This window comes from Mycobacterium sp. NGS40 (genome assembly GCF_059812735.1).
Genome location: NZ_JCALDG010000007.1, coordinates 159,686 through 181,250 on the forward strand (window position 1 = coordinate 159,686; position 21,565 = coordinate 181,250).

Consider the following 21,565-nt stretch of genomic DNA (forward strand, 5'->3'; position numbering starts at 1 on the left):
TCCTCAAGAGACTAGGCCTGGCTGGCAAGGTGTTTGGCGGCGACAAAGCCGAAGGTCATGGCGGGACCGATGGTCGCCCCGGCGCCCGCATAGCTGCGACCCATTACCGGCGCGGACGTGTTGCCCACCGCGTACAACCCCGGCACGATGGACGCGTCAGGCCGCAGCACACGGGCGTATTCGTCGGTGAGCAGACCACCCGAAGTGCCGAGGTCGCCGAGCACGATTCGGAACGCATAGTAGGGCGGATCGCCCAACGGGTACAGATTGGGGTTGGGCAAGGTCGGGTCGCCGTAGTAGTTGTCGTAAACGCTGTCTCCTCGGTTGAAATCGTCGTCGTGGCCGTTGTGCGCGAGTTCGTTGAAACGTGCTGCAGTGGACCGCAATTCGACTGCCGGAACTCCGATTTTGGTCGCCATTTCGTCCCAGCTGGTCGCCGCCTTGACCACACCGGATTCCAGCCACGCCTTCGGAATCTTGCGGCCGGTGGGCACCGGAGCACCCGGAATCTTCGGTAGCGGCAGGTGACCACCGACGACGTAGCGATTCCACGACCGATGATCGGTGATCAGCCAGCACGGAATGTGGGTGACACCGGACTTCTGCCCATCGATCATCGCGTGGCCGAAGTCCATGTAAGGAGCCGCCTCGTTGATGAACCGCTTACCTTCGCCGTTGACAATGAATTGCGACGGCATCATCCGCTCGTTGAGCATGAATTGCATTCGGCCGTCCGGCCATTGGATCGCCGGGAACCACCACGCCTCGTCGAGCAGGTCGGTCGCGGCGCCCACCTTTTCGCCCGCGCGAATGCCGTCACCCATCGCGACGGGGTTACCGAAGCTCCAGTCCTGGTCCACAACGGGCATCTGCTCCTTGCGCCAGGCAAGGTCGTGATCGAATCCCCCGGACGCCAGGATGACGCCGCGGCGCGCACCGATCCGCTGCCTGGCGCCGTCACGTTCGATCACCGCCCCGGTCACCGATCCGTCGGCGTTGGTGAGCAGCTCGGTCATCGGCGCGTCCAGCCACAGCGGAATGCCGCTGTCCCGCAGCGCCAACCGCAACCGCGCGACCAGCGACTGGCCGATCGCGGCCATCCGCTCGTTGAAGGCTCTCGCCTTGAACATCCGCCAGAGGAGTTTCAACAGCACGCCCTTGCCGGCCCACGTCTGCCTGATCCGGTAGAAGGTCCGAAGATCTTTGGGGCCCAACCAGATTCCCCGGGGAGCTAGTGCCAGCGGCTTGAGCATAAGGTGCTCGTCGGCGCCCAGCTTCCGCAGGTCGATGGCCGGCACGTTGATGGTGCTGCCCAGCTCCGAGGCGCCCGGCAGTTCCGGGTAGTAGTCGGCATAGTCGGGCTTCCAGACGAATTCGAACCACCCGGACAGCCCTTCGAGGAACTCCAGCATTTTCGGCGCCGATTCGACGTACTGCCGGATGCGCGCCTCGCTGACCAGTCCCTCGGTGATCCTGAGCAGGTATTCGACCACGCCCTCGGGATCCGGACAGTAGCCCTCCCGGCGTTGCGCGGGCGCACCGGGGACCCAGATGCCGCCACCCGACAATGCGGTGGAGCCGCCGAAATACGATGCCTTTTCGATCACCAACGCGTCGAGGCCGGACGCGCGCGCGGTCAGGGCGGCGGCCATGCCGCCACCGCCGGAGCCGACGATCAACACGTCGACGACATGATCGAAGCCGTTCATCTTCGCGCTCGTCATGCCGGCATCGCCGTTCTGATCGCGAACCCGGCGATCAGTTCTTCGGCCGATTTGTAGTAGCGCAACGCCGTCTCATACGGGCCCACGGTCTCCAGCACGGCGAAAGCCGCTATCCAGGTACGGACTTCGTGTGCGGAGCTGCCGCCCTCGTAGAGCACGAAGGCGTTCGACCAGAGGTTGAACTCTTCAAGCCGGCCGGCGTCGATGATCTCCAGGAAGCGGTGATCCCACGCCGGATTCAGCGGTTGCAGGTCACTCTCGCCGCCGGCGAAGGCCCTGGCCGCCTCGATGACGGCGACCTGCCGGGCTTGTCGCTGCTCCGGCGTCATCGGCCGGCCCCCCACGATGCGCTCCAGCACCGGTTCCGGCGCCGTCGCCAGGGTCGGTACCGGCGGGCTGTGGGACAGCCCACCGGACCCGATCACCAAGACCCGTTTGTCGAGGGTGGCCAGATACTTGCCGACGGCCGCGCCCAGCGCGCGGCATCGATGCAACGGTCCCAGCGGCACCGCGACGGCGTTGACGAAGATCGGTATCACCGGACGCGACAGGGCGTCGCCGAAGAGTTTTTCCAGCGGCTGGACGGTCCCGTGATCCACGTCCATGCTGGCCGATACCGCCACGTCGATGCTCGCCTCGAGCACTGCCTCCGCGCACTGTGAAGCCAGGTCGGCCGGGACGTCGAGTGGACCGGCGTGGGTGCCGTAGTCACCGACTCCGTTGGCGTTCAAGCCGATACAGAACGGTGGCATCGCCTTGTAGAAGAATCCGTTGTAGTGATCCGGCGAAAAGATGACGACGAGTTCGGGATCGTAATCGCGGACGAATTCGGCAGCCTGCGCGATGGCCCCTTCGACGTCGTCAAGCAGGTCCCGCGACGGCCCCGGAAGATTCAGGAGCGGGCTGTGGGACATACAGCACAGAGCCATTGCCACTGTCGACATCACCCCCTCCCGGGATGAGCGTGAGGGCATCGAGCAGCGATGCGCTCAGATCGGGCGAGAGCTGGGCGATGCAAGCTCCCGCGATGCAACGATCGGGGCGCAGGAACACCACCGATTCGGAGTGCACGTCGAACCAGGACTTGAGCCCCCCGGTGCGGTCGCCCACGATGACGACATCCGGGTCGTCGTGTCCGGGCCAGTGCAGCTGAGTCTGCGGTCGCAACGCAACAAACCGCGCGCCCAACGCTTTCCACTTCGCGAAGGCCGCGTCACCGAGAATCTTGCGCGGGTTGTTGTTCCAGCACAGCACGGCGAACCACGGGCCCAGCACATCGTCCAGTAAGACATCCTGCTGAGTCCGGGTATCGACCCGCGGCTGAATGAACAGCGTGCCGACCGGCGACTGCGCGCCGTGCGGGGCGGAGTGCACGACGGCCCCGTGCTCGTAGCGTGGCATCGGCTTGAACCGCATCTCGAGCACATATCGCTTGAGTGTCGGCACAATTGACGCCGAACGCACCAGCAGGTCGCGCGCGGTGGCGACGCGCCGGTTGGTCGGCGAGATGACCCTGCCCACCATCGTGGAAAGGTCGATCATGGCCCGCGCGTGCTTGCGGCGCTCCACGTCGTAGGTGTCGAGCAATGTGTCGTGGGCGCGGCCGTTGACCACCGCGGCCAGCTTCCAGCCCAGGTTGGCCGCATCCCGGATGCCGCTGTTGTAGCCCTGCCCCTGCCACACCGGCATCAGGTGCGCGGCGTCGCCGGCCAGCAGCAGCCGGCCGCTGCGGAACGCCCCGGCGATGCGCGAGTGGTGGGTGTACACGCGGCGACGGATCACGTCGACCCGGTCGGGCCGCGGCACCATCCGGGCCAGCATCTGCTCGAGGAACGCCGGATCCTCGGCCTGCTCGTCGGTCTCGTCGGCATGAATCATGAACTCAAAGCGGCGAATTCCGTGCGCGATCGAAATCGAGGCATAGGGACGTTCGGGGTCCGCGCCCACCTCACTGTTCGGGTGACCCAGCGGATCGTTGGCGATGTCGACCACCAGCCAGCGCGTCGAGGACGTCGTCCCGTCGAACGACACGCCCATCATCCGGCGGGTCATGCTGCGGCCGCCGTCGCAGCCCACGAGGTAGCGGGCCCGCACGGTGGCGCCTTCGCCGCCGAGATCGACCGTGACGCCGTCGGCGTTTTGCCGGCAGGCCGTCATCGGCCGGCTCCAGCGCACCTCGACGCAATCGAATCGGTCCAGCCCGGCCAGCAATTCGGCGTCGACGAGTGGCTGGACGAACCCGTTGCGCTTCGGCCAGCCGAAACGCGAATCGGGCGGCGCCATTTCGGCCAGCACCCGGCGATTGCCGTCGAAGAAACGCAGAATCTGGTTCGGCACCGTGTGCGGCAGCACCCGATCGACCAGGCCGATCGACTGGAAGGTGCGCAACGACTCGTCGTCCAGGCCGACCCCGCGGGGGTAGTCGATCAGCGTGTCCCGCTCGTCGACCAACAGGGTCCGGACACCTTGCAGGCCAAGGATATTGGCCAATGTCAAGCCGACCGGACCCGCGCCGACGATGACCACGTCGACATCGTGGCCCGGCGTCTGGTGCCCGTCGCTCGCCATCAGCGCCCCAGCAGGAAGTCGAGATGCAACTGGTTGAACGTTTTGGCGTCCTCGTACTGCGGCCAGTGACCACAGCCGGGCATCACCTCGAACCGCGCGCCCGGGATCATCGACGCCATTCGGCGCCCCTCGGTCACGTCGGCGGTGGGGTCGTCACTGGTCCACAGCACCAGGGTCGGCGCGATGATCGCTCCGTATTCGGCCGGGCCGAGAATGTTGCGCGCGCGAATCTCGGGGTCTTGCAACGCCATGATGTCGCTCATCGCGGACACGAATCCCGGTTGCCGGTATACCCGTTGCCGGCTGGCAACCAGATCGTCGTAGTCCTTCGACTTGTCGGCCATCAGCCATTTGATGCGCGCTTGCACCGTCTCCCAGGTCGGGTTCTCGGCGGCCGCCATCGACAGGGTGATGATCCGTTGCATCACGACCGGATCGGCCTGGGAACCGCCAGCGGTGTTAAGGACCAGTCGCTCAACCACATCCGGATGATCGACCGCGGCGCGCGCGGCCACCCAGCCGCCGAGCGATTCGCCGCTGATGTAGGCGCGGTTCGCGCCGATGGTGCGCAGCACGGCCATCAGGTGCCCGACGTAATGGCTGACCTCCAGCGGATGACCCGGCTTGTCTGTGTACCCGTGACCCAGCATGTCGATCGACCAGGTCCAGAAATGCTCGGCGTGGGCGGCAAGGTTGCGCACGTACGCCTCGGCGTGGCCGCCGGATCCGTGGAGCAGCATCAGGACCGGCTTGGCGGGATCACCGGCACGCAAGTAGCGGGTCCGGACGCCCCCGGCGTTGAGATAGCCCTGCTCAAACGCGACACCCTGCAGGTCGCTCCAGATGCTCTCGAACTCCGCCACGGTTCCTCTCCGGCTGGTACTGGTGGAAATCTGGTTCTCGTTTTAGACTAAGCCCGTGTGCGAATATCGCACACCGGCGTGCGTTATAAGTTAGAGCTTCGCTCTCGTATGGAGGTATGTCAAGGCTGTGACGAGTTCGGGTAGCGGCTCGCAAACGCTCGCGAGGGGAATCACCGCGCTGCAGATAGTGGCGGATTCCCCGACCGGCCTGACCGTCCAACAGCTCGCTGACCAGGTCGGCGTGCACCGGACCATCGCCTACCGATTGCTCTCGACACTGTCCCAATTCCGCTTGGTGGCCAAGGGCGACGACGGGCGATACCGGCCGGCCGCCGGCCTCGCCGTGCTCGGTGCCTCATTCGACCGCAACGTGCGCCAGCTGAGTCTGCCGACGCTGCGGGCCTTGGCCGACGAGCTGGGTACCACCGTGTCCTTACTGGTCGCCGAGGGCGATCAACAGGTGGCGATCGCGGTGATCGTGCCGAGCCACGTGGCCTACCAACTGTCCTTCCACGAGGGCAGCCGGTACCCGCTGGACCGCGGCGCCGCCGGAATCGCCTTGCTGGCAAGCCTGCCGCCACGCCCAGGTGAACGGGAACTGGTGTCGAGGGCACGCGAGCGCGGCTGGGTGACGACCTATGGCGAGATCGAGCCCAACACCTACGGCCTGGCCGTGGCGGTCCACCGTCCGGCGCCGTCCCCGCCGACGTGCATCAACCTCATCTCCCATCGGGAGGACGTCGTGATGCGCGGCAGGGAAGCGGTCGTCAAAGCCGCGAAGCAGTTGTCCGAGCTGCTGAGCTGAAGGGATTGCAGTTGATGTCTTGGGATTCCGAAGTCGATGTCGTCGTGCTCGGCACTGGCGGGGCCGGGCTCACCGCCGCGCTGTCCGCGGTGGCCGCCGGCGCCTCCGTCGAGGTGTTCGAGAAGGCCCCGACCGTGGGCGGGACCACCGCGGTGTCGGGTGGCATCATCTGGATCCCCGCCCATAACCGTTGTCCCGAGGGCGAATTGACGCAAGCCGACGCGTTGCGGTACCTGCGTGCGCAGTCCCTCGGGCAGATGGACGATGCCCTGCTCGAAACGTTCGTGCGAACCGGTCCGACCATGCTGGAATTCGTGGAGGAGCACAGCGCCCTGCGCTTCGACGTCGCCGCCGGTTTCCCCGATTACCGGCCGGAGCTGCCCGGCGGACAGCCGACCGGCGGCCGGTCCCTGAGTGCGGGGCCGTTCGACCTCAACAACATCGGCGAGTGGGGCCAACGGATTACCTCGTTTCCCGCCGACTGGTCCAACGTCGGTATCGACGCCGAAACCCGAGCACGGCTACACGTGCAGATCGAGGAAGGCAGCGACCTGTGCGTCGCCGGCACCGCGCTGATCGCGGGACTGCTCAAGGGTTTACTGGATGCCGGGGTGACCCCGCACACCAACGCTCGCGCCGAGGAACTCATCGCCGAGGGCGGGGAGATCACCGGCGTGCGAATTGCCTTGGCCAGCAGGCAGATCAACGTGCACGCGCGCCGCGGGGTCGTCCTCGCCGTCGGCGGCTTCGAGTGGGACCCCGGCCTGGTGCAGGCATTCCTGCGCGGCCCGATGCACGGTCCGGTCTCGCCGCCGAATAACACCGGCGACGGGCTGCGGATGGCGATGGCACATGGTGCGGATCTGGCCAACATGGGCGAGGCATGGTGGGTCCCGATTGTGCAGATCCCCGGCGACACCATCGAAGGCAAGCAGCGCAGCCGCAGCGTGCGACTGGAGCGGACCCGGCCGAGAAGCATCATCGTCAACCAAGCCGGACACCGCTTCGTCAACGAGGCATGCGATTACAACTCGATGGCCGGCGCGTTCCAGTACCTGGATCCCCACGGGGGCTATGTCAATGATCGCGGCTGGATAGTGTTCGACTCAGTTCACCTGCAGCGCTACGGATTTCTGGGTGTCGCTCCCGGCGAGCCGGTTCCGGACTGGTTCTGCGAGTCCGCGGACCTGAACGAATTGGGAGCCAAGACCGGTATCGACGCCGAAGGTCTGATCCGCACGATCGACGACTGGAACCGCCATGTCGCCGCGGGGGCGGATCCGGACTTCGGCCGCGGTTCCAGTGCGTACGACGGCTATTGGGGTGATGACAGCGCCACCACGGCTGCCGGCAAGACGCTCGGCCCGATCGACACCGCGCCGTACTACGCCGTGCCGGTGTCGATCGGGGCGATGGGCACTAAGGGCGGGCCGCGTACCGACCACGACGGCCGCGTCCTGCATGTCAATGGGGAACCGATCCCGGGCCTGTTCGCCGCGGGCAACGCGATGGCCGGGGCGACCGGCCGCGCCTACGGAGGTGCCGGCGGAACCCTGGGTCCGGCAATGGTTTTCGGCTATCGGGCGGGTTACGCCGCCGCCACCGGAAAGTCTGTCGACCTGAAGTAGGAGTTCATCCCTTCAGTGGCACTTCGACGCAGATATGAGTGCCCACCGGGGCGTCGAGGATCGCAAAGATGCCACCGGCCGCGTCCACCCGGGTCCGGTGTGACTCCAATCCGATGTGGCCCTCGCCGAGGCGGCGCGCCATGGTCTCGGCGTTGAAGCCCACGCCATCGTCGGTCACGTTCAACACACATTTGCCGTCGGTCACCCCCAGCGTGACCGATGCGTGCCGGGCCTTCGAGTGGTGCACGACATTGGACAGCAGTTCGCGCACGGCGCCGAAGACGATCCGGTCGATCTCGTCGCGGATCGGATAATCGATGTCGGTACTGACCTCGATGCCCGACCGTCGCTGGGTGTAAGCGGCCAGTTCCTGCACCGCGGCACCCAACCCGGCCTGCTCCAGCACCGCCGGATGTAACTCAAAAGTCGCCTGCCGCAAGCTCTGCGAGGCGATCTGAAGACCGGAGAGCGCACGCTCGACACGTTCATCGCCGGGATAGGCGGCCCTGAGTTCGACGACCTCCTGCCGCACGGCCAGCACGTCTTGCAGGGGTCCGTCGTGAATGGATTCCGAAATGCGGCGCTGTAGCACGTCGGACGCGGTCATCGTCTGAGCCAGCAATTCCTCCCGCAACGCGCTCAGCCCAGCGATCGCGCGTGTATGCCGCTCCTCCATCCGCACCGCCATATAGGCCGTGCCGCAGAGGCAGGCGTAAAGGGTGAACCGGAACAAGCACTCGGCAAGTCCGAATTCTTCTCGCATGAACGGATCTTCCAGCACCGCAACAAGAAACCCGGCCATCGAGCAGGCCAATACCACGGCCGCCCGCCGCGACGAGGTATCCAGGCCGATGAAGATGGGCAGCAGCATCATGATCAGCAATGGATCGATGCGGTCTGTGGACAACACCTGAAAGACCGTCAACGTTGCGACGTCCACGATGGTGAATGCGAATGGCTCGAGTCGGCCTATCCCGATCAAGCGCCCCCGCTGGAGCCATTGAAAGGGAGAAAACGCCCGGGCCAAAGCAAACTGTGCGACAAGTGCGTACAGAACAATCAATAGGGCCTGTTGCGGCCATTCATACCGCGGGGTGCCGATAATCATGGCCGCGATCATCAGCCCCACCACGCCGATCCGAATCACCGACGCGATCCGATACGAGCGCAGCTGGTGAATCCTGCGTACCCGGTGCAGCTCTGCGTCGCTGGTATCCGCCACGCGAACACAGTACTCATCTGTGCGCGCCCCTCCCGGGCTAAGCGGCAAAACCCCCATCAGGTTCTCCGCGGCGACAATCTGCGCTGGTGCGGCAAACCGCTACACTGACCGCCATGGCCGGCGCAGCAACGCCCGAGAAGGTCAGCGTCGTTGTCGGCGATGACCACCCGCTCTTTCGGGAGGGGGTGGTGCGCGCACTCGCGCTCAGCGGTGAGGTGAACGTCGTCGGCGAGGCGGACGACGGCACGCAAGCGCTGGAATTGATCAAGGAGCACCGGCCCGACGTCGCGTTGCTCGACTTCCGGATGCCCGGCATGGACGGGGCCCAGGTGGCCGCCGCGGTGCGAAGCAACGACTTGCCCACCCGCGTGCTGCTGCTGTCCGCCCATGACGAGGCGGCCATCGTGTACCAAGCGCTGCAGCAGGGCGCGGCCGGCTTCCTGCTCAAGGATTCGACACGCACCGAGATCGTCAAAGCCGTGCTCGATTGCGCGAACGGGAACGACGTGGTGGCGCCCTCTCTTGCCGGAGGCCTCGCCGCGCAGATTCGGCAACGAGCCGAACCGTCGGCTCCTGTCCTGTCCGCTCGCGAGCGCGAGGTGCTCAATCGGATTGCGCGCGGTCAAAGCATCCCCGCGATCGCCGGCGAGCTGTTCGTCGCGCCGTCCACAGTGAAAACCCACGTGCAGCGGCTATACGAGAAGCTCGGGGTCAGCGACCGGGCGGCAGCTGTCGCCGAGGCGATGCGCCAAGGTCTGCTCAACTAGCGGCCGGCCAGACCTCGGGCTCCCGAATCGGCTCCGGCTGCTCTTCGGCCAGCATCGCTTTGGCGTGGGCTTCGGCCTCGGCGACCAGGTGCCGAGCCCGGCGCTCCAGCTCGTAGAGGTGGCCGGCGCTGATGCCGGCGCCGATCAGGCGCTGCCTTTCGAAGACCAGGGGGTCGACCGAGGAGACGCCGTTCGTACGCTTTGTCATCGCCTGAACCAGAACGGGACCCCCGCCCTCGCCCGCGCGTCGCACTGCCTCGGCGACCGAGTCACGAACCGCCTCAACGTCGTTGCCGTCGACAGAGAGCACCGGGATGCCGTGGCACTCGGCCGCGTAGTTGTCCTGACGGGCGTTCTCGACGACGAACACCACCGGAAGCTGCCAGGACACCGCGATGTGCGCGGCCTCGGCGAAGTCCGCGGACTTCACGTCACGAGTTTCCATGGCGCACACCGTAACCCGGCCATCGTCGAGCAATTGCTTGCCGTAGGCATGTCCGACGGCCAGCAGCGGGGACTGCTGCAAAGCACTTTGGGTTGCCGACAACCCGCGAACCGACGCCGCGAACGAAGCGTCCTCGTCATCGTCCGGACCGAAGCCCGGCCCGGACAGCGCGGCGATGGCCGGGCCCAGCGGGAGCGCGCAAGCGACCTGCTGAGCGTGCTGCAGATGAACGATGCCGGTGGTCATGACGTCACCCGGGCGAAGTGCCGCCGCGGTTCCGATGGCAACGGCCTCCTGGCCGAATGCGGCCTGGACGGGCTGGTTGAGGCGACCGTCGATGCGCAACTCCTCCACCGCCATGTCGAGCAGGCGCAGGACCCACATTTGGCGGTACATCTCCACCTGGTCACGCAACCGTGCCGCGGACAGTTCGGGTGTGCGAGTCATCTTGCGGGTCTCCTTAACTCGTCGTGGATACAAGAGTTAAGTTAGGCCGCTCCAGCTGGCTAAACCTCCGCTGATCGGGCCGGAATCCGGATGAAAGCCCGTTCCCCCGATCGGGGGACATGCAAGCCTCAATCCTGGCCCTGACCTGCGCGTAACAGCAGTCGCGCGGCGGCTGAGTACGGGTCGTCCTGGCCGTCGACCACCGACTGGGCGAGCGCGTCGAGGCCCGCCCGGGTCCTCAACTGGCTTTGGGCCAGGGACAGGATTTGAGCGCGGGCTCGCGCCACCCGACGCTCACGGTTGTCGGTGCGGTGGTGGTCGTCGATGACGGCGACGAGGTCGGCGACACCCTCACCTCGTGCGGCGATCAGGCTGACGATGGGCGCCTTGGTTTCAGCGCGCAGGTCCCGCACGGTCTGTTCGGCACCTTCGCGGTCGGCCTTGTTGACCGCGACGATGTCGGCGACTTCGAGCACCCCGGCCTTGGCGGCCTGGACGGCGTCTCCCGCTCCGGGGTTGAGGATCACGATGGTGGGGTCGGCGACGGCGGCGATCTCGATCTCCGACTGCCCCACCCCCACGGTTTCCAGCAGCACCAAGTCGTACCCGATCGCACCCAGCAGGCGGATGGCCGCCGGTACCGCGGCCGCCAAGCCTCCGAGATGTCCGCGACTTGCCACCGAGCGGATCAGCACGTCAGAGTCATTGATATGCGCGGCCATCCGAATGCGGTCACCCAGTAGCGCCCCGCCGCTGAACGGCGACGACGGGTCGACGGCCAACACGGCCACCCGGGAGCCCCGCTCGCGATACGCGCCGACGAGGGCCGCAACCGTCGTCGACTTACCCGCGCCGGGCGGACCGGTAATTCCGACCACACGCACGGTGAGAGCGCTTGCCGGACCGATGCCGGCCAGCACCTCGTCGCGCTGGTCGCCCTCCACGAGGCTGAGCAGCCGACCCGCCGCGCGCTGAGATCCGTTGCGCGCTGCGGCAATTAGATCGGCGATCGTCATGAAGACATTATGGAGCCGGTACCTCGATGACTGCTTCGGGCACGGGTTTCTCCAATTCGGCCGGCACAGTGCGCGGCTTCGAGAGCCGCCCACAGTTAATGAGAACGGTATTCTCTCATTACGAGAGTGCCAGTTGCAAGGCGTTCGCCGGACTCGAACCCTTCGCGGACCCGCGAGATTGCAACCACCGACGATGCCACTAGGCAAATGCGGCGCTAGTTGCAGCCTCGCGGCGGCGTTTCCGGGCGGACTACGATTTCGTGCCATCGGCGGACACTGCTCTTTCGGATGTATGGAGGCGGCGGGCAGCCATGACGCAATCAGAGGGGACCATCGCGGTTCCGGGCGGAAAAGTGTGGTTCAAGCGCGTCGGCGGTGGGGCGGGTCTTCCGCTGCTGGCGATTCACGGTGGGCCCGGCGTACCGCACAACTATTTGCTGTCGCTGGAACGCCTGGCCGATGAACGCGAGGTCATCTTCTGGGACCAGCTTGGCTGCGGGAATTCGGAGTGCCCGTCGGACACCACACTTTGGACGATGGACCGCTCGGTCGCCGAGGTGTCCGCCGTCGTCGGCGCGCTTGGCCTGGAACGCTTCCACGTCTTCGGCAACTCGTGGGGCGGAATGCTGGCGCAGCAGTACCTGCTCGACGTCCCGTCGACCGCGGCCAGCCTGACCATCTCGAACAGCATCGCGTCCATCCCCGCGTTCTCGGAGATGGTGGCCCGGCTCAAGCGCGACTTGGACCCGGACACTCAATCCGCCATCGACCGACACGAGGCCGCCGGCACGACGCACTCGCCCGAATACCAGGACGCGATCCGCACCTGGAATGAGACGTATCTCTGCCGCGTCCGGCCGTGGCCACCAGAACTTCAGGATGCGTTCATCCGCATGGGCGCCGAAGTCTTCGAAACGATGTTCGGCCCCAGCGACTTTCGCATCGTCGGCAACGTCGGCAACTGGGACGTATTCGACCGATTGACCGAGCTCGACCTGCCGACCCTCGTAGTAGCGGGCAGGTACGACGAATGCGACCACGAGCACATGTACGCCATGCATCGGCGCATCAAAGACTCGCGGTTCGAGTTGTTCGAGTCGAGCTCACACATGCCGTTCATCGAGGAACCCGCGTTGTTCGACGAGGTGATGCGCGACTTCCTGGGCCACCACGACGTTTGAGACCGGACTCGAAGGCCGTTGTCGCTGGTGAACGGAGAAGGTGACCGACACCACACCCGACGCGCCGATTAAAACGTTGTCCCGCCGGTCTCTTCGGGTACGGGACATTAGACCAATAACTTCTCACGAAGGGGGTTCCATCATGACTGAGCGCGACAATGGAATCGTGGAAGGCATCAAGGGCGTCATCGAGGACGCGATCGGCAAGACCAAGGAAATCCTTGGCATCCTTGTCAACCACGAGGGTCTTCGTAAGGAAGGCCGCGCCCAGCAGGACAAGGCCAAGGCGCAGCGCGACGTGGCCAAGAAAGAGGCTCAGGCCGAGGCCGCCCGCGGGGCGGAGAAGACGGCCGAGGCCCGCGAAAAGGCTGCGGCCAAGAGCTGATCACGCCTGTCGAAGAGCTGAGTCGCGTTGCGCGGCTCAGTTCTTCGCGGCGTTGAACTTCGCGACGTTGGCCCGGAAGTCTTCGGTCAGAAACGATTGGCTTTCGGCCGAGAGGGCGTAGTCGAGACTGGCCAGCACCGCCCGCTCCAGGTGAATGTTGAGCACTCGCTTGGTGCTCTCGACCGCTTGCTGCGGCAGCTTTAAAATCTTTTCGGCGCAGGCGATCGCCTCGGCGAGCGGGTCGGCGGCCACGTGGTTGGCCAGCCCGATTTCTACGGCGCGCTGCGCTTTGATACGGGTGCCGGTCAGCGCGTACTCCTTGGCCAGCAGCAGGCTGATGTGCAGCGGCCAGGTCAGCGGCCCACCGTCGGCGGCGACCAAGCCGACCTGCACGTGCGGGTCGGCGAGGTAGGCATCTTCGGCTATATAGACGAGGTCGCTCAGGGCGACCAGGCTGCAGCCCAATCCGACGGCCGGTCCATTTACGGCCGCTACCACCGGAATTCGGCATCGCGCCATACCCAGTACAATTTCGCGTCCGTCGCGAATGGTCTTGGCCCGCAGGTCCGCATCGTTCGCGAGCTCTTCGAGGTACCCGAAGTCACCGCCGGCCGAGAATGCCCTGCCGGCACCGGTGATCACCGCGGCGCGGGCGCCCGCGTCGTCGGTCAGCCGCTGCCATATCCGGGCCAGCCCGGAGTGCAGGTCGTCGTTGACCGAGTTCAGCGAGTCCGGCCGGTTCAGCGTGATGATCCGCAGCGCACCGTCGGCACGGACGTCGATTTCAGCAGGCATGTCGTACACGTCAGACTCCCAATCCCAAGATGCGCGAAGCGATGATGTTTTTCTGGATCTGTGATGTCCCGCCCATGACGCTCTGTGCGCGGCTGTACAGGTAGGCGCTCAGCAGGTCTGGGTCGCGGGTTCCGGCGACCGCCAGCGCGGCGTGGCCCACGGATTGTTCCACCCAGGTCATCAGCAGCTTGTCCAGCGAGCCTTCCGAGCCGTGCGACACCCCGTCCAGCTGCTCGGACAGCCGGCGTCGCACGTGGTGGGTCAACATGTCCGACTGAACAGCAGCCCAGGCCAGCTCTTCAGGAACCGAACCTTCGCGATCAACCCAGTGCGCCAACAGTTCTCGGACAAGCTTGCCGTATCGCGCTGCGTAGCCGAGGGTCGAGGGCTCACGTTCGTGTCCGACCACGGTCATCGCAACGGCCCAGCCGTCACCGGGAGCACCGACCATCCGATCCGCCGGCACCGTGGCGCCGTCGAAGAACACCTGGCCGAATTCGTTGGTGACGCCGTTCATCATCTGCAATGGGCGTTGTTGCACGCCAGGCTGTTTCATCGCGATCACAAACGCCGACAAACCCCGGTGCCGCTTCGCGTCGGGATCGGTGCGGGCCAGCAGCAGACACCAGTCCGCGACGTCGGAGTAGCTGGTCCAGATCTTGTGTCCGTGGATGACGTAGTTGTCGCCGTCGCGGGTGGCGGTGGTGGTCAGCGACGCCAGATCCGAGCCGGCTCCGGGTTCGCTGAAGCCCTGACACCAGCGTTCGGTGCCGTTGATGATGCCGGGCAGGAAGCGCTTGCGGACCTCATCGCTGGCGTGCTCACCGATGCCGTACACCAGATAGCCGACGCTGGGCCGCGGCGGAGCGCCCGCCCGCACCAGCTCCTCGTCGACGATGACGTCGTACACCGGCGCCAAGTCCTGACCGCCCCAATCGCGTGGCCACGACAGGCCGAAAAAGCCGTTCTCGTACAGGGCACGATGCCAGTCGGCCATCCGCGCCCAGTACTCGTCGCCCGATCCCGAGAATTCCCTGGCGTGCACCGAAAGCCAGCTGCGCAGTCGCTCGCGGAAGGCGGCCTCGTCGGGTGAGTCACGAAAGTCCAAGATCGATCTCCTTCAACGGGACGGGCCACAGCTCCGTCGATGTCAGGGCGCGGCGCAGGTAGACGTGCACAATGCACTCCCACGTGTTGCCGATGCCGCCGTGCACCTGAACCGCGGTCTCACACACGGTTCGGGTGGCCCGCGCGCAGTAGACCTTCGCGATCTGCGCGGCCCGAATGGCTTCGGCCGGCTCGAGTTCGTCGACTCCCCACGCGGCATGGCGCAGCACGCTGACCGAACCCTCAATCAGGGCAAGGCTTTCCGCCAGCAGGTGGGCGATGGCCTGATACGAGCCGATCTGTTTGCCGTACTGTTCACGAATTTTGGCGTAGTCACACGCGACGGCATGTGCGCCCCGGGCGATTCCGACCAGGTCTGCCGTCGTGGTGACCAGCGCGAGCGCGTACCACCGGGCCGCGGCATCGTCCGCCAGCTCGCCGAGCTTCTCGGCAGAGCCACCCAATTCGGCCTCGGCCCTGGTCAAGTCGGCACCGGCGCGCGCGCCATCGGAGTCTGCGGCCAGCACGGTGGTGCCCGACAGCGATAGCACGCGCCGGGCGCCGCGCGCGTCGATCGCGCGGTCGTCGACGGCCACCGTCGCGTCGGCGGCGCCGGCCCCGATGCGGTGGGCCAGGTCGTCGGCCAGCACCGGTCCGAGAAACGGGGTGTCGACCAGCCGTCGGCCGAATTCCTCGGCGACGATCGCGACTTCGACACCGGAGGCCCCGTCGGAGCGCAGCGACCTCCAGCCGGTCGCCGCAATCTGCTTGTCCAGCCTGGCGATTCGGCTGTCGTCGGCGAGGTCGGCAACCGTGGCCGGCCCGAGATCATCGGCCAGCTTCGCAGCGGCATCACGCAACTGTTGCTGTTCAGCTGTCAGACGTACATCCATAGCGCTCCTTCAGCACTCGGCGCAGCACCTTGCCCGACGGCAGGCGGGGAATATCGGGGACGAACACGACTCGGCTCAGATGTTTGTAGGACGCCAGCTTCTCATCCACCCGGGCGGTGAGATCGGCGGCGTCGACCGGGACCCGAGTGGCGACCGCGGCGACGACGGCCTCCCCGTTGATCCCGTCCGGAATACCAAACACCGCACAGTCTTTGACGGCGGGATGCCCTTGCAACACCGTCTCGATTTCGGCCGGCGCGACCTGGAAGCCGCGCACCTTGATCATCTCCTTGAGGCGGTCGGTGATCCGCAGCCAACGGTCGGCGTCGAGCCAGCCGACGTCCCCGGTGCGATACCAGCCGTCGCACACCGCCTCACCGGTCGCCGCGGCCGGCAGGTAGCCGGCCATCAACATGCTTGACCGCGCCTGGATCTCACCGACCTCGCCCACGCCGACGGGCTGGCCGGTCTCCAGCGAGACCACCCGCAGCTCCACCCCCGGCACCGGCCGCCCGACCGTGTCGAGCCGGGCACTGTCGAGCGGATTACAGGCAATGACAGGCAATTCCGTGGTGCCATAGGCCGGGACCCATCCGACGCCGGTGCGCCGTGTCACGGTCTCGGCGACGCTGCTGCTGACCGGCGTCGCGCCCCACATGATGTAGCGCAGCGACGACAGGTCGTATGACTCGAGCCTGGGGTGCGAGGCGATGGCCAGTGAGATTGGCGCAACTGCCATTTCGATTGTGATGCGGTCTTTTTCGATGTGATGGAGCATCGAGTCGATGTTGAAGCGGCGATGCAGGCGCAGCCAGGCGCCGGTGCGCAGCGCGGTGACGATGTTGAGCAGACCGAGGATGTGCGACGGCGGCGTGGCAATTTGGATGCGGTCCTGGCGGGTGAGTTGCAGAGCGTCGCGCCAATGCCGCACGGCCGCGGTCAATGTGGCATGGGTATGCCGGACGGCCTTCGGCAGGCCGGTGGTACCCGAGCTGAACACCAGCACCGCATCGGCGCGCGGCAGAGACGACATCGGCATCGGCTCGGCGGGAGCGACCGGATCGTCCAGGTGCAGCATCGGCATCAACCCGGCCAGCACCGGATGGTCCCCGACGGCGTGGCCGGGATCGGTCAGCGACAACGCGTGATCGACCTCGTCGTGCTTCCACGCGGGACTGATCAGCACCGCCGTGGCGCCCAGCCGCCAGATCCCGAGCAGGACGGCGACGAACTCCGGACGGTTCGACGACATGACGGCCACCCGCCGGCCCGCGGCGACACCGCTTTTGCCCAGCGCCGCGGCCAGACTGTTGGCCATCGCGTCGAGCTCGGGCAGGCTGAACTGCCGGTCTTCAAACACGAGCGCGGCCGGCTCGGTCACGTCCTGTCCTTCCCCGCAGGCCAGGTTGACCCGACTTCGGCGCAGTAGAGAAGATGCTATCGGCTTGTGAGAATAGTATTCTCTATACTGAAGAACGCAAGTACGGACGGGGCGGCAAAGTTGGAACCCGAAGCGTTCCAGCGCGCGGCGGTCGCCGCGACGATCGAGGAGACTCCAAGGGTGCCAGATCCCACTTCAAACGGTGCCGAGCCCGGCACGGTGACGATCTTCTTGGAACGCAGGAAGGCGTCGGTGCCGCTGGTTCCCGGCGAGACGCTCCTGGAAAGCGCGCGGCGGGCCGGCCTGGATCCCCCGTTCAACTGCGAGGCCGGCAACTGTGGCACCTGCATGGCTCGCCTCGAGAGCGGGCACGCGACGATGCGGATCAACGACGCTCTCGACGACGACGAAGTGGACGAAGGCTACATTTTGACGTGCCAGGGCATACCCGATTCGGATTCGGTTACGGTGCGCTACGAATAGTCACGAAAGAGGTGGCGACAATGGCCAAGGGCATCATTCTGGTGGAGAGTCGACCCAGTTCGCCCGAACGCGACCAGGAGTACAACACCTGGTACGACGAAGTCCATCTGCCTGAGCTCGTCGCTCTCGAGGGATTCGTCTCGGCGCGGCGGTTGCGTCCGGTCAACGCCGACGGCCCCTATGTGGCCATCTACGAGATCGAGGGCGACGACCTACAGGCCGTGCTGGACAACATGATCGCCAGTGCCGGGCAGCTGACGATGTCGGATGCATTGCTGCTTGATCCCGCGCCGATCCCCCGGCTGCTGTTGACGACGACCGAGTGCGGTGGCTAGCCGCTTGTCCGAGAAGGAATTTCGCATGGATGTCGATGACCTGATCCTGGTGAGCATTGACGACCACGTCGTCGAGCCGCCGGACATGTTCCTGCGCCACGTGCCCGCCAAGTACAAGCCCGAGGCGCCGATCGTCGTGGTCGACGACAAGGGCGTCGACCAGTGGATGTACCAGGGCAGGCCGCAGGGCGTGAGCGGTCTCAACGCCGTGGTGTCCTGGCCGGCCGAGGAATGGGGCCGCGATCCGGCCGGTTTCGCGGAGATGCGTCCCGGCGTCTACGACGTCCACGAACGCGTTCGGGACATGAACCGCAACGGCATTCTCGCGTCGATGTGCTTCCCGACGTTCACCGGCTTCTCTGCGCGGCATCTCAACATGCACCGCGAGGAGGCGACGCTGGTGATGGTGTCGGCCTACAACGACTGGCACATCGACGAATGGGCCGGCTCCTACCCGGACCGGTTCATCCCGATCGCCATCTTGCCGACGTGGAACCCGGAGGCCATGTGCGCCGAGATCCGCCGGGTGGCGGCCAAGGGCTGCCGGGCGGTGACGATGCCGGAATTGCCGCACCTGGAAGGGCTTCCGAGCTACCACGACGAGGACTACTGGGGCCCGGTGTTCCGCACCCTGTCCGAAGAGAACGTGGTGATGTGCCTGCACATCGGCACCGGATTCGGGGCGATCAGCATGGCCCCCAACGCTCCGATCGACAACATGATCATTCTGGCCACCCAGGTGTCGGCGATGTGCGCGCAGGATCTGCTGTGGGGCCCCGCGATGCGCAATTATCCCGACCTGAAGTTCGCCTTCTCCGAGGGCGGCATCGGCTGGATCCCGTTCTACCTGGACCGCAGCGACCGCCACTACACCAACCAGAAGTGGCTGCGCCGCGACTTCGGCGACAAGCTGCCCAGCGATGTGTTCCGCGAGCATTCGCTGGCCTGCTACGTCACCGACAAGACGTCACTGAAGCTGCGCCACGAGATCGGCATCGACATCATCGCCTGGGAGTGCGACTACCCGCACTCGGACTGCTTCTGGCCCGACGCGCCGGAGCAGGTGCTGGCCGAGCTGAACGCCGCCGGCGCCGACGACTCCGACATCAACAAGATCACCTGGGCCAACGCTTGCAAGTTCTTCAGCTGGGACCCGTTCGCCCGCACCGCCCGCGACCAGGCGACCGTTAAGGCTTTGCGCGCCAAGGCGACTGACGTCGACGTGTCCATCCGGCCGCGGGCCGAGTGGGCGCGGCTCTATGAGCAAAAGCAGGCCGCCGTAGCGCGGTAGATCCAAGGGCAGTCGGCGCCGAGTGTGAATACCTTATGCCCGAGTCGAATTCGATCCATCGACAGCAGCAGCGGCAAGCAGTACCAGGACGTCCTTTCCTGATGACCTCGTCGGTCCACACCGCGCGGAATCCGGTTCACTCCAACCTGCCCACCGCTGCCGGTCGATGGACAACGCGTCGGCGAGGGAGACCGGCAGGCAGCCGCCCACCGGTCCAACGCTTTTCGGAAGTCCTCGACGATCGAGTCAGCCATGGTGTCGCTCATTCGCCGAAGTAGTGGCCGGCGTCCAGGTCTTCGAGCAGGCCCGCCCGTTCCGGCTGCCAGCCGAGCACCTTCTGCGTCAAGGCGCTCGACGTCGGATTGTCCAGAGCCGCAAACAACGCGAGGAAACCGAAATGGCCGGCTTCATCGGCCGGGATGCTGACCACCGGGACGTTCAGGTGGCGGCCGATCACCGCGGCGATGTCCCGGAATGGCACCCCCTCATCGGCGACACCGTGCAAACGCGTTCCCGGAGGCGCCTTTTCGAGTGCCAGCCGGTAGAGGTGGGCGGCGTCCAGCGTGTGGACCGCCGGCCAGCGGTTGGCCCCGTCGCCGATGTAAGCGGACTTGCCGGCGTCGCGGGCCGTGCCGATGAGGTGGTGGGCGAAGCCGTGGTGGTCCAAGTCGCTGTGGACCAACGGAGAAAGCCGGATCACGGACGATCGCACCCCCGCATCGGCCAGCGCGATTACCGCGTTCTCCGAGTCGACCCGCGGTCCGCTGGGCAGTGTGTCCTGCTCGGTGCCGAAACCACCCTGCCCCAACATCGAGAGCAGCAGCGTGCCCGAGGTGCTGACGAAGGGCCGGTCGGACCCGATGAGCGCCTCCCCGATTGCCCGCACAGCGCGCAGGTCGGTCTCGGCCGCACCCAGGAAGTCGTCGAAGTCATGTTTGAACGCGAGGTGAATGACGCCGTCGGAGGCCGCGGCGGCGTCTCGCAAGCCGTCGAGGTCGTCGAGGTCACCCCGGTGCACCCTGACGCCCTTCGCCGCGAGCGCGGCGGCGGACTGGTCGGAGCGCGCCAGTCCAGTGACTTGATGCCCGGCTTGCGCGAGTTCGTCGACGACGGCCGAACCGATGTGTCCGCTCGCGCCGGTCACAAAGACATGCATGGATATCCCTTCGTTGCTCCATATTCGCGACTTCAAGTCAAGGAGCGCGCGGACTTCCTGTCCAAGGCCTGTTTCATATGGCGCGATACCGAATCAGCATCACCGCACGTTATGGGGCTAATAGGTGCAAAGTTCTTTCGCGTCGATGGCTACACTTCACGCATGACCGATTCGGTGTCGCCGGTGATCGATCTCGACCTGCGGCTGGTCGGATACTTCGTCGTGGTCGCAGAACAGCGACACTTCGGCCGGGCCGCGAGCGCGCTGCGGGTCGCCCAGCCGTCGTTGAGCCGTCAGATCCGCCGACTCGAGCAGCAGCTGGGAGTTCGTCTGCTGGACCGCACGCCGCAGGGCACCCGGCTGACGGGGGCCGGGGAGGTGTTCCTGCCGCGAGCCAAGGCCCTACTGCGTTCGGCCACGCAAGCCGCCGCGCAAGCCCGGGCCGCCGCCCAGCCCCTCCGCATTGCGATCGGATACACAACCGGGATGATCGTCACCCCCGCGGTGCGCGAGATGCGCCGCGAACATCCCGATGCCGACGTGCAAGTGTCGCACCTGGATTGGGGCCAGGCCCTTGACGCCCTGCTCGGTCATCGGGTGGACGCCGTCGTCACCCGGTTACCGTTTCCGACCGACGGGCTGCACGTGACGATCCTCTATGACGAGCCACGGGTACTGGCGGTGCCCATCGACCACCGCCTGGCGGGCCGCGATTTCGTGACCCTCGACGACATCGCCGACGAGCCGATGCCGCGGGTGCGCAACTCCGACCCGGCCTGGAGCGCTTACTGGCGGATCGATCCCCGTCCCGACGGGCGGCGGGCGCCCGATGGACCATTCATCGATGCGCTCGAGGACAAGTTCGAAGTCATCGCCTCCGGACAGGCGGTGGCCATCACGGCCGGCTTCCACAGCAACGCGCTGCGACCCGACATCACCACGGTGCCACTGCAAGGCGTCGAGCCCTGCCGCGTCGTCTTGGCGACGCGCGCCGGGGATCGCAACCGGCTGGTGGCGGCGTTCCGCAAGCTGGCCGAAGCGCACCTCACCGCCCCGGCCCAGGCGTAACTGCG

21 protein-coding genes are annotated in these 21,565 nt (G+C 66.2%); 9 read left to right on the forward strand and 12 right to left on the reverse strand.

Features of this window, described 5'->3' with window-relative positions:
• Positions 1 to 11 precede the first annotated feature (11 nt).
• Genes AC5Y5O_RS13275 through AC5Y5O_RS13290 form a run of 4 tightly spaced genes read right to left on the reverse strand, consistent with a single transcriptional unit; the run spans position 12 to position 5,155 of the window.
• Positions 12 to 1,709, reverse strand: a complete 1,698-nt coding sequence (locus AC5Y5O_RS13275) for an FAD-binding protein (RefSeq protein WP_500025601.1) — start codon at positions 1,707 to 1,709, stop codon at positions 12 to 14.
• An 11-nt stretch (positions 1,710 to 1,720) separates the two neighbouring features.
• Complete coding sequence (locus tag AC5Y5O_RS13280) at positions 1,721 to 2,638, reverse strand: 3-carboxyethylcatechol 2,3-dioxygenase (protein ID WP_243394183.1); 918 nt, start codon at positions 2,636 to 2,638, stop codon at positions 1,721 to 1,723.
• Complete coding sequence (locus AC5Y5O_RS13285; protein ID WP_500025563.1) at positions 2,586 to 4,292, reverse strand: bifunctional 3-(3-hydroxy-phenyl)propionate/3-hydroxycinnamic acid hydroxylase; 1,707 nt, start codon at positions 4,290 to 4,292, stop codon at positions 2,586 to 2,588. The genes AC5Y5O_RS13280 and AC5Y5O_RS13285 overlap by 53 nt, the downstream gene beginning before the upstream one ends.
• Entirely contained in the window at positions 4,292 to 5,155 is an 864-nt protein-coding gene (locus AC5Y5O_RS13290; protein WP_096290113.1) for an alpha/beta fold hydrolase, read from the reverse strand. The genes AC5Y5O_RS13285 and AC5Y5O_RS13290 overlap by 1 nt, the downstream gene beginning before the upstream one ends.
• Before the next feature lie 127 nt (positions 5,156 to 5,282).
• Between AC5Y5O_RS13290 and AC5Y5O_RS13295 the strand changes: the two genes are divergently transcribed.
• On the forward strand, positions 5,283 to 5,960 hold the full coding sequence (locus tag AC5Y5O_RS13295; protein ID WP_096290114.1) for an IclR family transcriptional regulator: 678 nt from the start codon (positions 5,283 to 5,285) through the stop codon (positions 5,958 to 5,960).
• A 14-nt stretch (positions 5,961 to 5,974) separates the two neighbouring features.
• Positions 5,975 to 7,588: an FAD-dependent oxidoreductase gene (locus AC5Y5O_RS13300; protein ID WP_500025564.1), complete on the forward strand. Its 1,614-nt coding sequence runs from the start codon at positions 5,975 to 5,977 to the stop codon at positions 7,586 to 7,588.
• Positions 7,589 to 7,592: 4 nt separating this feature from the next.
• On the opposite strand, the gene AC5Y5O_RS13305 is transcribed toward AC5Y5O_RS13300, so the two are convergent.
• Positions 7,593 to 8,810: a sensor histidine kinase gene (locus AC5Y5O_RS13305; protein WP_165796480.1), complete on the reverse strand. Its 1,218-nt coding sequence runs from the start codon at positions 8,808 to 8,810 to the stop codon at positions 7,593 to 7,595.
• Between the two features lie 113 nt (positions 8,811 to 8,923).
• Between AC5Y5O_RS13305 and AC5Y5O_RS13310 the strand changes: the two genes are divergently transcribed.
• Positions 8,924 to 9,577 (forward strand): response regulator, encoded by a 654-nt coding sequence (locus AC5Y5O_RS13310; RefSeq protein ID WP_096290117.1) that lies wholly within the window; start codon positions 8,924 to 8,926, stop codon positions 9,575 to 9,577.
• Here AC5Y5O_RS13310 and AC5Y5O_RS13315 read toward each other — a convergent pair.
• Entirely contained in the window at positions 9,570 to 10,469 is a 900-nt protein-coding gene (locus AC5Y5O_RS13315; protein WP_207768601.1) for a thiamine pyrophosphate-dependent enzyme, read from the reverse strand. The two genes, AC5Y5O_RS13310 and AC5Y5O_RS13315, sit on opposite strands and share 8 nt — an antisense overlap.
• Positions 10,470 to 10,597: 128 nt before the next feature.
• Complete coding sequence (gene meaB, locus AC5Y5O_RS13320; protein ID WP_096290118.1) at positions 10,598 to 11,485, reverse strand: methylmalonyl Co-A mutase-associated GTPase MeaB; 888 nt, start codon at positions 11,483 to 11,485, stop codon at positions 10,598 to 10,600.
• Positions 11,486 to 11,796: 311 nt separating this feature from the next.
• Between meaB and AC5Y5O_RS13325 the strand changes: the two genes are divergently transcribed.
• Together AC5Y5O_RS13325 and mbp1 are read left to right on the forward strand one after the other, a co-directional pair.
• Positions 11,797 to 12,666: a proline iminopeptidase-family hydrolase gene (locus AC5Y5O_RS13325; protein ID WP_096290119.1), complete on the forward strand. Its 870-nt coding sequence runs from the start codon at positions 11,797 to 11,799 to the stop codon at positions 12,664 to 12,666.
• A 142-nt stretch (positions 12,667 to 12,808) separates the two neighbouring features.
• Positions 12,809 to 13,051 carry a microaggregate-binding protein 1 gene (mbp1, locus tag AC5Y5O_RS13330; protein ID WP_096290120.1) on the forward strand — a complete coding sequence of 81 codons (243 nt, stop codon included), beginning with the start codon at positions 12,809 to 12,811 and terminating at the stop codon, positions 13,049 to 13,051.
• Between the two features lie 36 nt (positions 13,052 to 13,087).
• Here the strand turns inward: mbp1 and AC5Y5O_RS13335 are convergent, their stop codons facing one another.
• From AC5Y5O_RS13335 to AC5Y5O_RS13350, 4 genes are read right to left on the reverse strand one after another with little or no spacing between them, the layout of a single operon-like run.
• Positions 13,088 to 13,855, reverse strand: coding sequence for an enoyl-CoA hydratase/isomerase family protein (locus AC5Y5O_RS13335; RefSeq protein WP_096290121.1), 768 nt, complete (start codon positions 13,853 to 13,855; stop codon positions 13,088 to 13,090).
• 1 nt (position 13,856) lies between these two features.
• Positions 13,857 to 14,954, reverse strand: coding sequence for an acyl-CoA dehydrogenase family protein (locus tag AC5Y5O_RS13340; protein WP_096290122.1), 1,098 nt, complete (start codon positions 14,952 to 14,954; stop codon positions 13,857 to 13,859).
• Positions 14,941 to 15,846: an acyl-CoA dehydrogenase family protein gene (locus AC5Y5O_RS13345; RefSeq protein ID WP_096290123.1), complete on the reverse strand. Its 906-nt coding sequence runs from the start codon at positions 15,844 to 15,846 to the stop codon at positions 14,941 to 14,943. Before AC5Y5O_RS13345 ends, AC5Y5O_RS13340 begins: the two co-directional genes overlap by 14 nt.
• Complete coding sequence (locus AC5Y5O_RS13350; RefSeq protein ID WP_500025565.1) at positions 15,824 to 17,227, reverse strand: class I adenylate-forming enzyme family protein; 1,404 nt, start codon at positions 17,225 to 17,227, stop codon at positions 15,824 to 15,826. The genes AC5Y5O_RS13345 and AC5Y5O_RS13350 overlap by 23 nt, the downstream gene beginning before the upstream one ends.
• Before the next feature lie 180 nt (positions 17,228 to 17,407).
• On the opposite strand from AC5Y5O_RS13350, the gene AC5Y5O_RS13355 reads away from it, so the two are divergent.
• Genes AC5Y5O_RS13355 through AC5Y5O_RS13365 form a run of 3 tightly spaced genes read left to right on the forward strand, consistent with a single transcriptional unit; the run spans position 17,408 to position 19,336 of the window.
• On the forward strand, positions 17,408 to 17,710 hold the full coding sequence (locus AC5Y5O_RS13355) for a 2Fe-2S iron-sulfur cluster-binding protein (protein WP_423790938.1): 303 nt from the start codon (positions 17,408 to 17,410) through the stop codon (positions 17,708 to 17,710).
• 20 nt (positions 17,711 to 17,730) lie between these two features.
• Positions 17,731 to 18,045 (forward strand): hypothetical protein, encoded by a 315-nt coding sequence (locus tag AC5Y5O_RS13360; protein WP_500025566.1) that lies wholly within the window; start codon positions 17,731 to 17,733, stop codon positions 18,043 to 18,045.
• Between the two features lie 25 nt (positions 18,046 to 18,070).
• Positions 18,071 to 19,336, forward strand: a complete 1,266-nt coding sequence (locus AC5Y5O_RS13365) for an amidohydrolase family protein (RefSeq protein WP_370494896.1) — start codon at positions 18,071 to 18,073, stop codon at positions 19,334 to 19,336.
• Positions 19,337 to 19,598: 262 nt separating this feature from the next.
• On the opposite strand, the gene AC5Y5O_RS13370 is transcribed toward AC5Y5O_RS13365, so the two are convergent.
• Complete coding sequence (locus AC5Y5O_RS13370; protein ID WP_500025567.1) at positions 19,599 to 20,492, reverse strand: SDR family oxidoreductase; 894 nt, start codon at positions 20,490 to 20,492, stop codon at positions 19,599 to 19,601.
• 162 nt (positions 20,493 to 20,654) lie between these two features.
• On the opposite strand from AC5Y5O_RS13370, the gene AC5Y5O_RS13375 reads away from it, so the two are divergent.
• Positions 20,655 to 21,560 (forward strand): LysR family transcriptional regulator, encoded by a 906-nt coding sequence (locus tag AC5Y5O_RS13375; RefSeq protein ID WP_500025568.1) that lies wholly within the window; start codon positions 20,655 to 20,657, stop codon positions 21,558 to 21,560.
• The last annotated feature ends 5 nt before the right edge of the window (positions 21,561 to 21,565 follow it).

Bases quoted from the DNA above. Each gene is read 5' to 3' on its own strand.
- AC5Y5O_RS13375 (WP_500025568.1), top strand. From the start codon at position 20,655: ATGACCGATTCGGTGTCGCCGGTGATCGATCTCGACCTGCGGCTGGTC.
- meaB (WP_096290118.1), bottom strand. From the start codon at position 11,485: ATGACGATCGCCGATCTAATTGCCGCAGCGCGCAACGGATCTCAGCGC.
- mbp1 (WP_096290120.1), top strand. From the start codon at position 12,809: ATGACTGAGCGCGACAATGGAATCGTGGAAGGCATCAAGGGCGTCATC.
- AC5Y5O_RS13315 (WP_207768601.1), bottom strand. From the start codon at position 10,469: ATGACTCGCACACCCGAACTGTCCGCGGCACGGTTGCGTGACCAGGTG.
- AC5Y5O_RS13365 (WP_370494896.1), top strand. From the start codon at position 18,071: ATGGATGTCGATGACCTGATCCTGGTGAGCATTGACGACCACGTCGTC.
- AC5Y5O_RS13310 (WP_096290117.1), top strand. From the start codon at position 8,924: ATGGCCGGCGCAGCAACGCCCGAGAAGGTCAGCGTCGTTGTCGGCGAT.
- AC5Y5O_RS13300 (WP_500025564.1), top strand. From the start codon at position 5,975: ATGTCTTGGGATTCCGAAGTCGATGTCGTCGTGCTCGGCACTGGCGGG.
- AC5Y5O_RS13370 (WP_500025567.1), bottom strand. From the start codon at position 20,492: ATGCATGTCTTTGTGACCGGCGCGAGCGGACACATCGGTTCGGCCGTC.
- AC5Y5O_RS13275 (WP_500025601.1), bottom strand. From the start codon at position 1,709: ATGAACGGCTTCGATCATGTCGTCGACGTGTTGATCGTCGGCTCCGGC.
- AC5Y5O_RS13360 (WP_500025566.1), top strand. From the start codon at position 17,731: ATGGCCAAGGGCATCATTCTGGTGGAGAGTCGACCCAGTTCGCCCGAA.
- AC5Y5O_RS13280 (WP_243394183.1), bottom strand. From the start codon at position 2,638: ATGTCCCACAGCCCGCTCCTGAATCTTCCGGGGCCGTCGCGGGACCTG.
- AC5Y5O_RS13285 (WP_500025563.1), bottom strand. From the start codon at position 4,292: ATGGCGAGCGACGGGCACCAGACGCCGGGCCACGATGTCGACGTGGTC.
- AC5Y5O_RS13325 (WP_096290119.1), top strand. From the start codon at position 11,797: ATGACGCAATCAGAGGGGACCATCGCGGTTCCGGGCGGAAAAGTGTGG.
- AC5Y5O_RS13345 (WP_096290123.1), bottom strand. From the start codon at position 15,846: ATGGATGTACGTCTGACAGCTGAACAGCAACAGTTGCGTGATGCCGCT.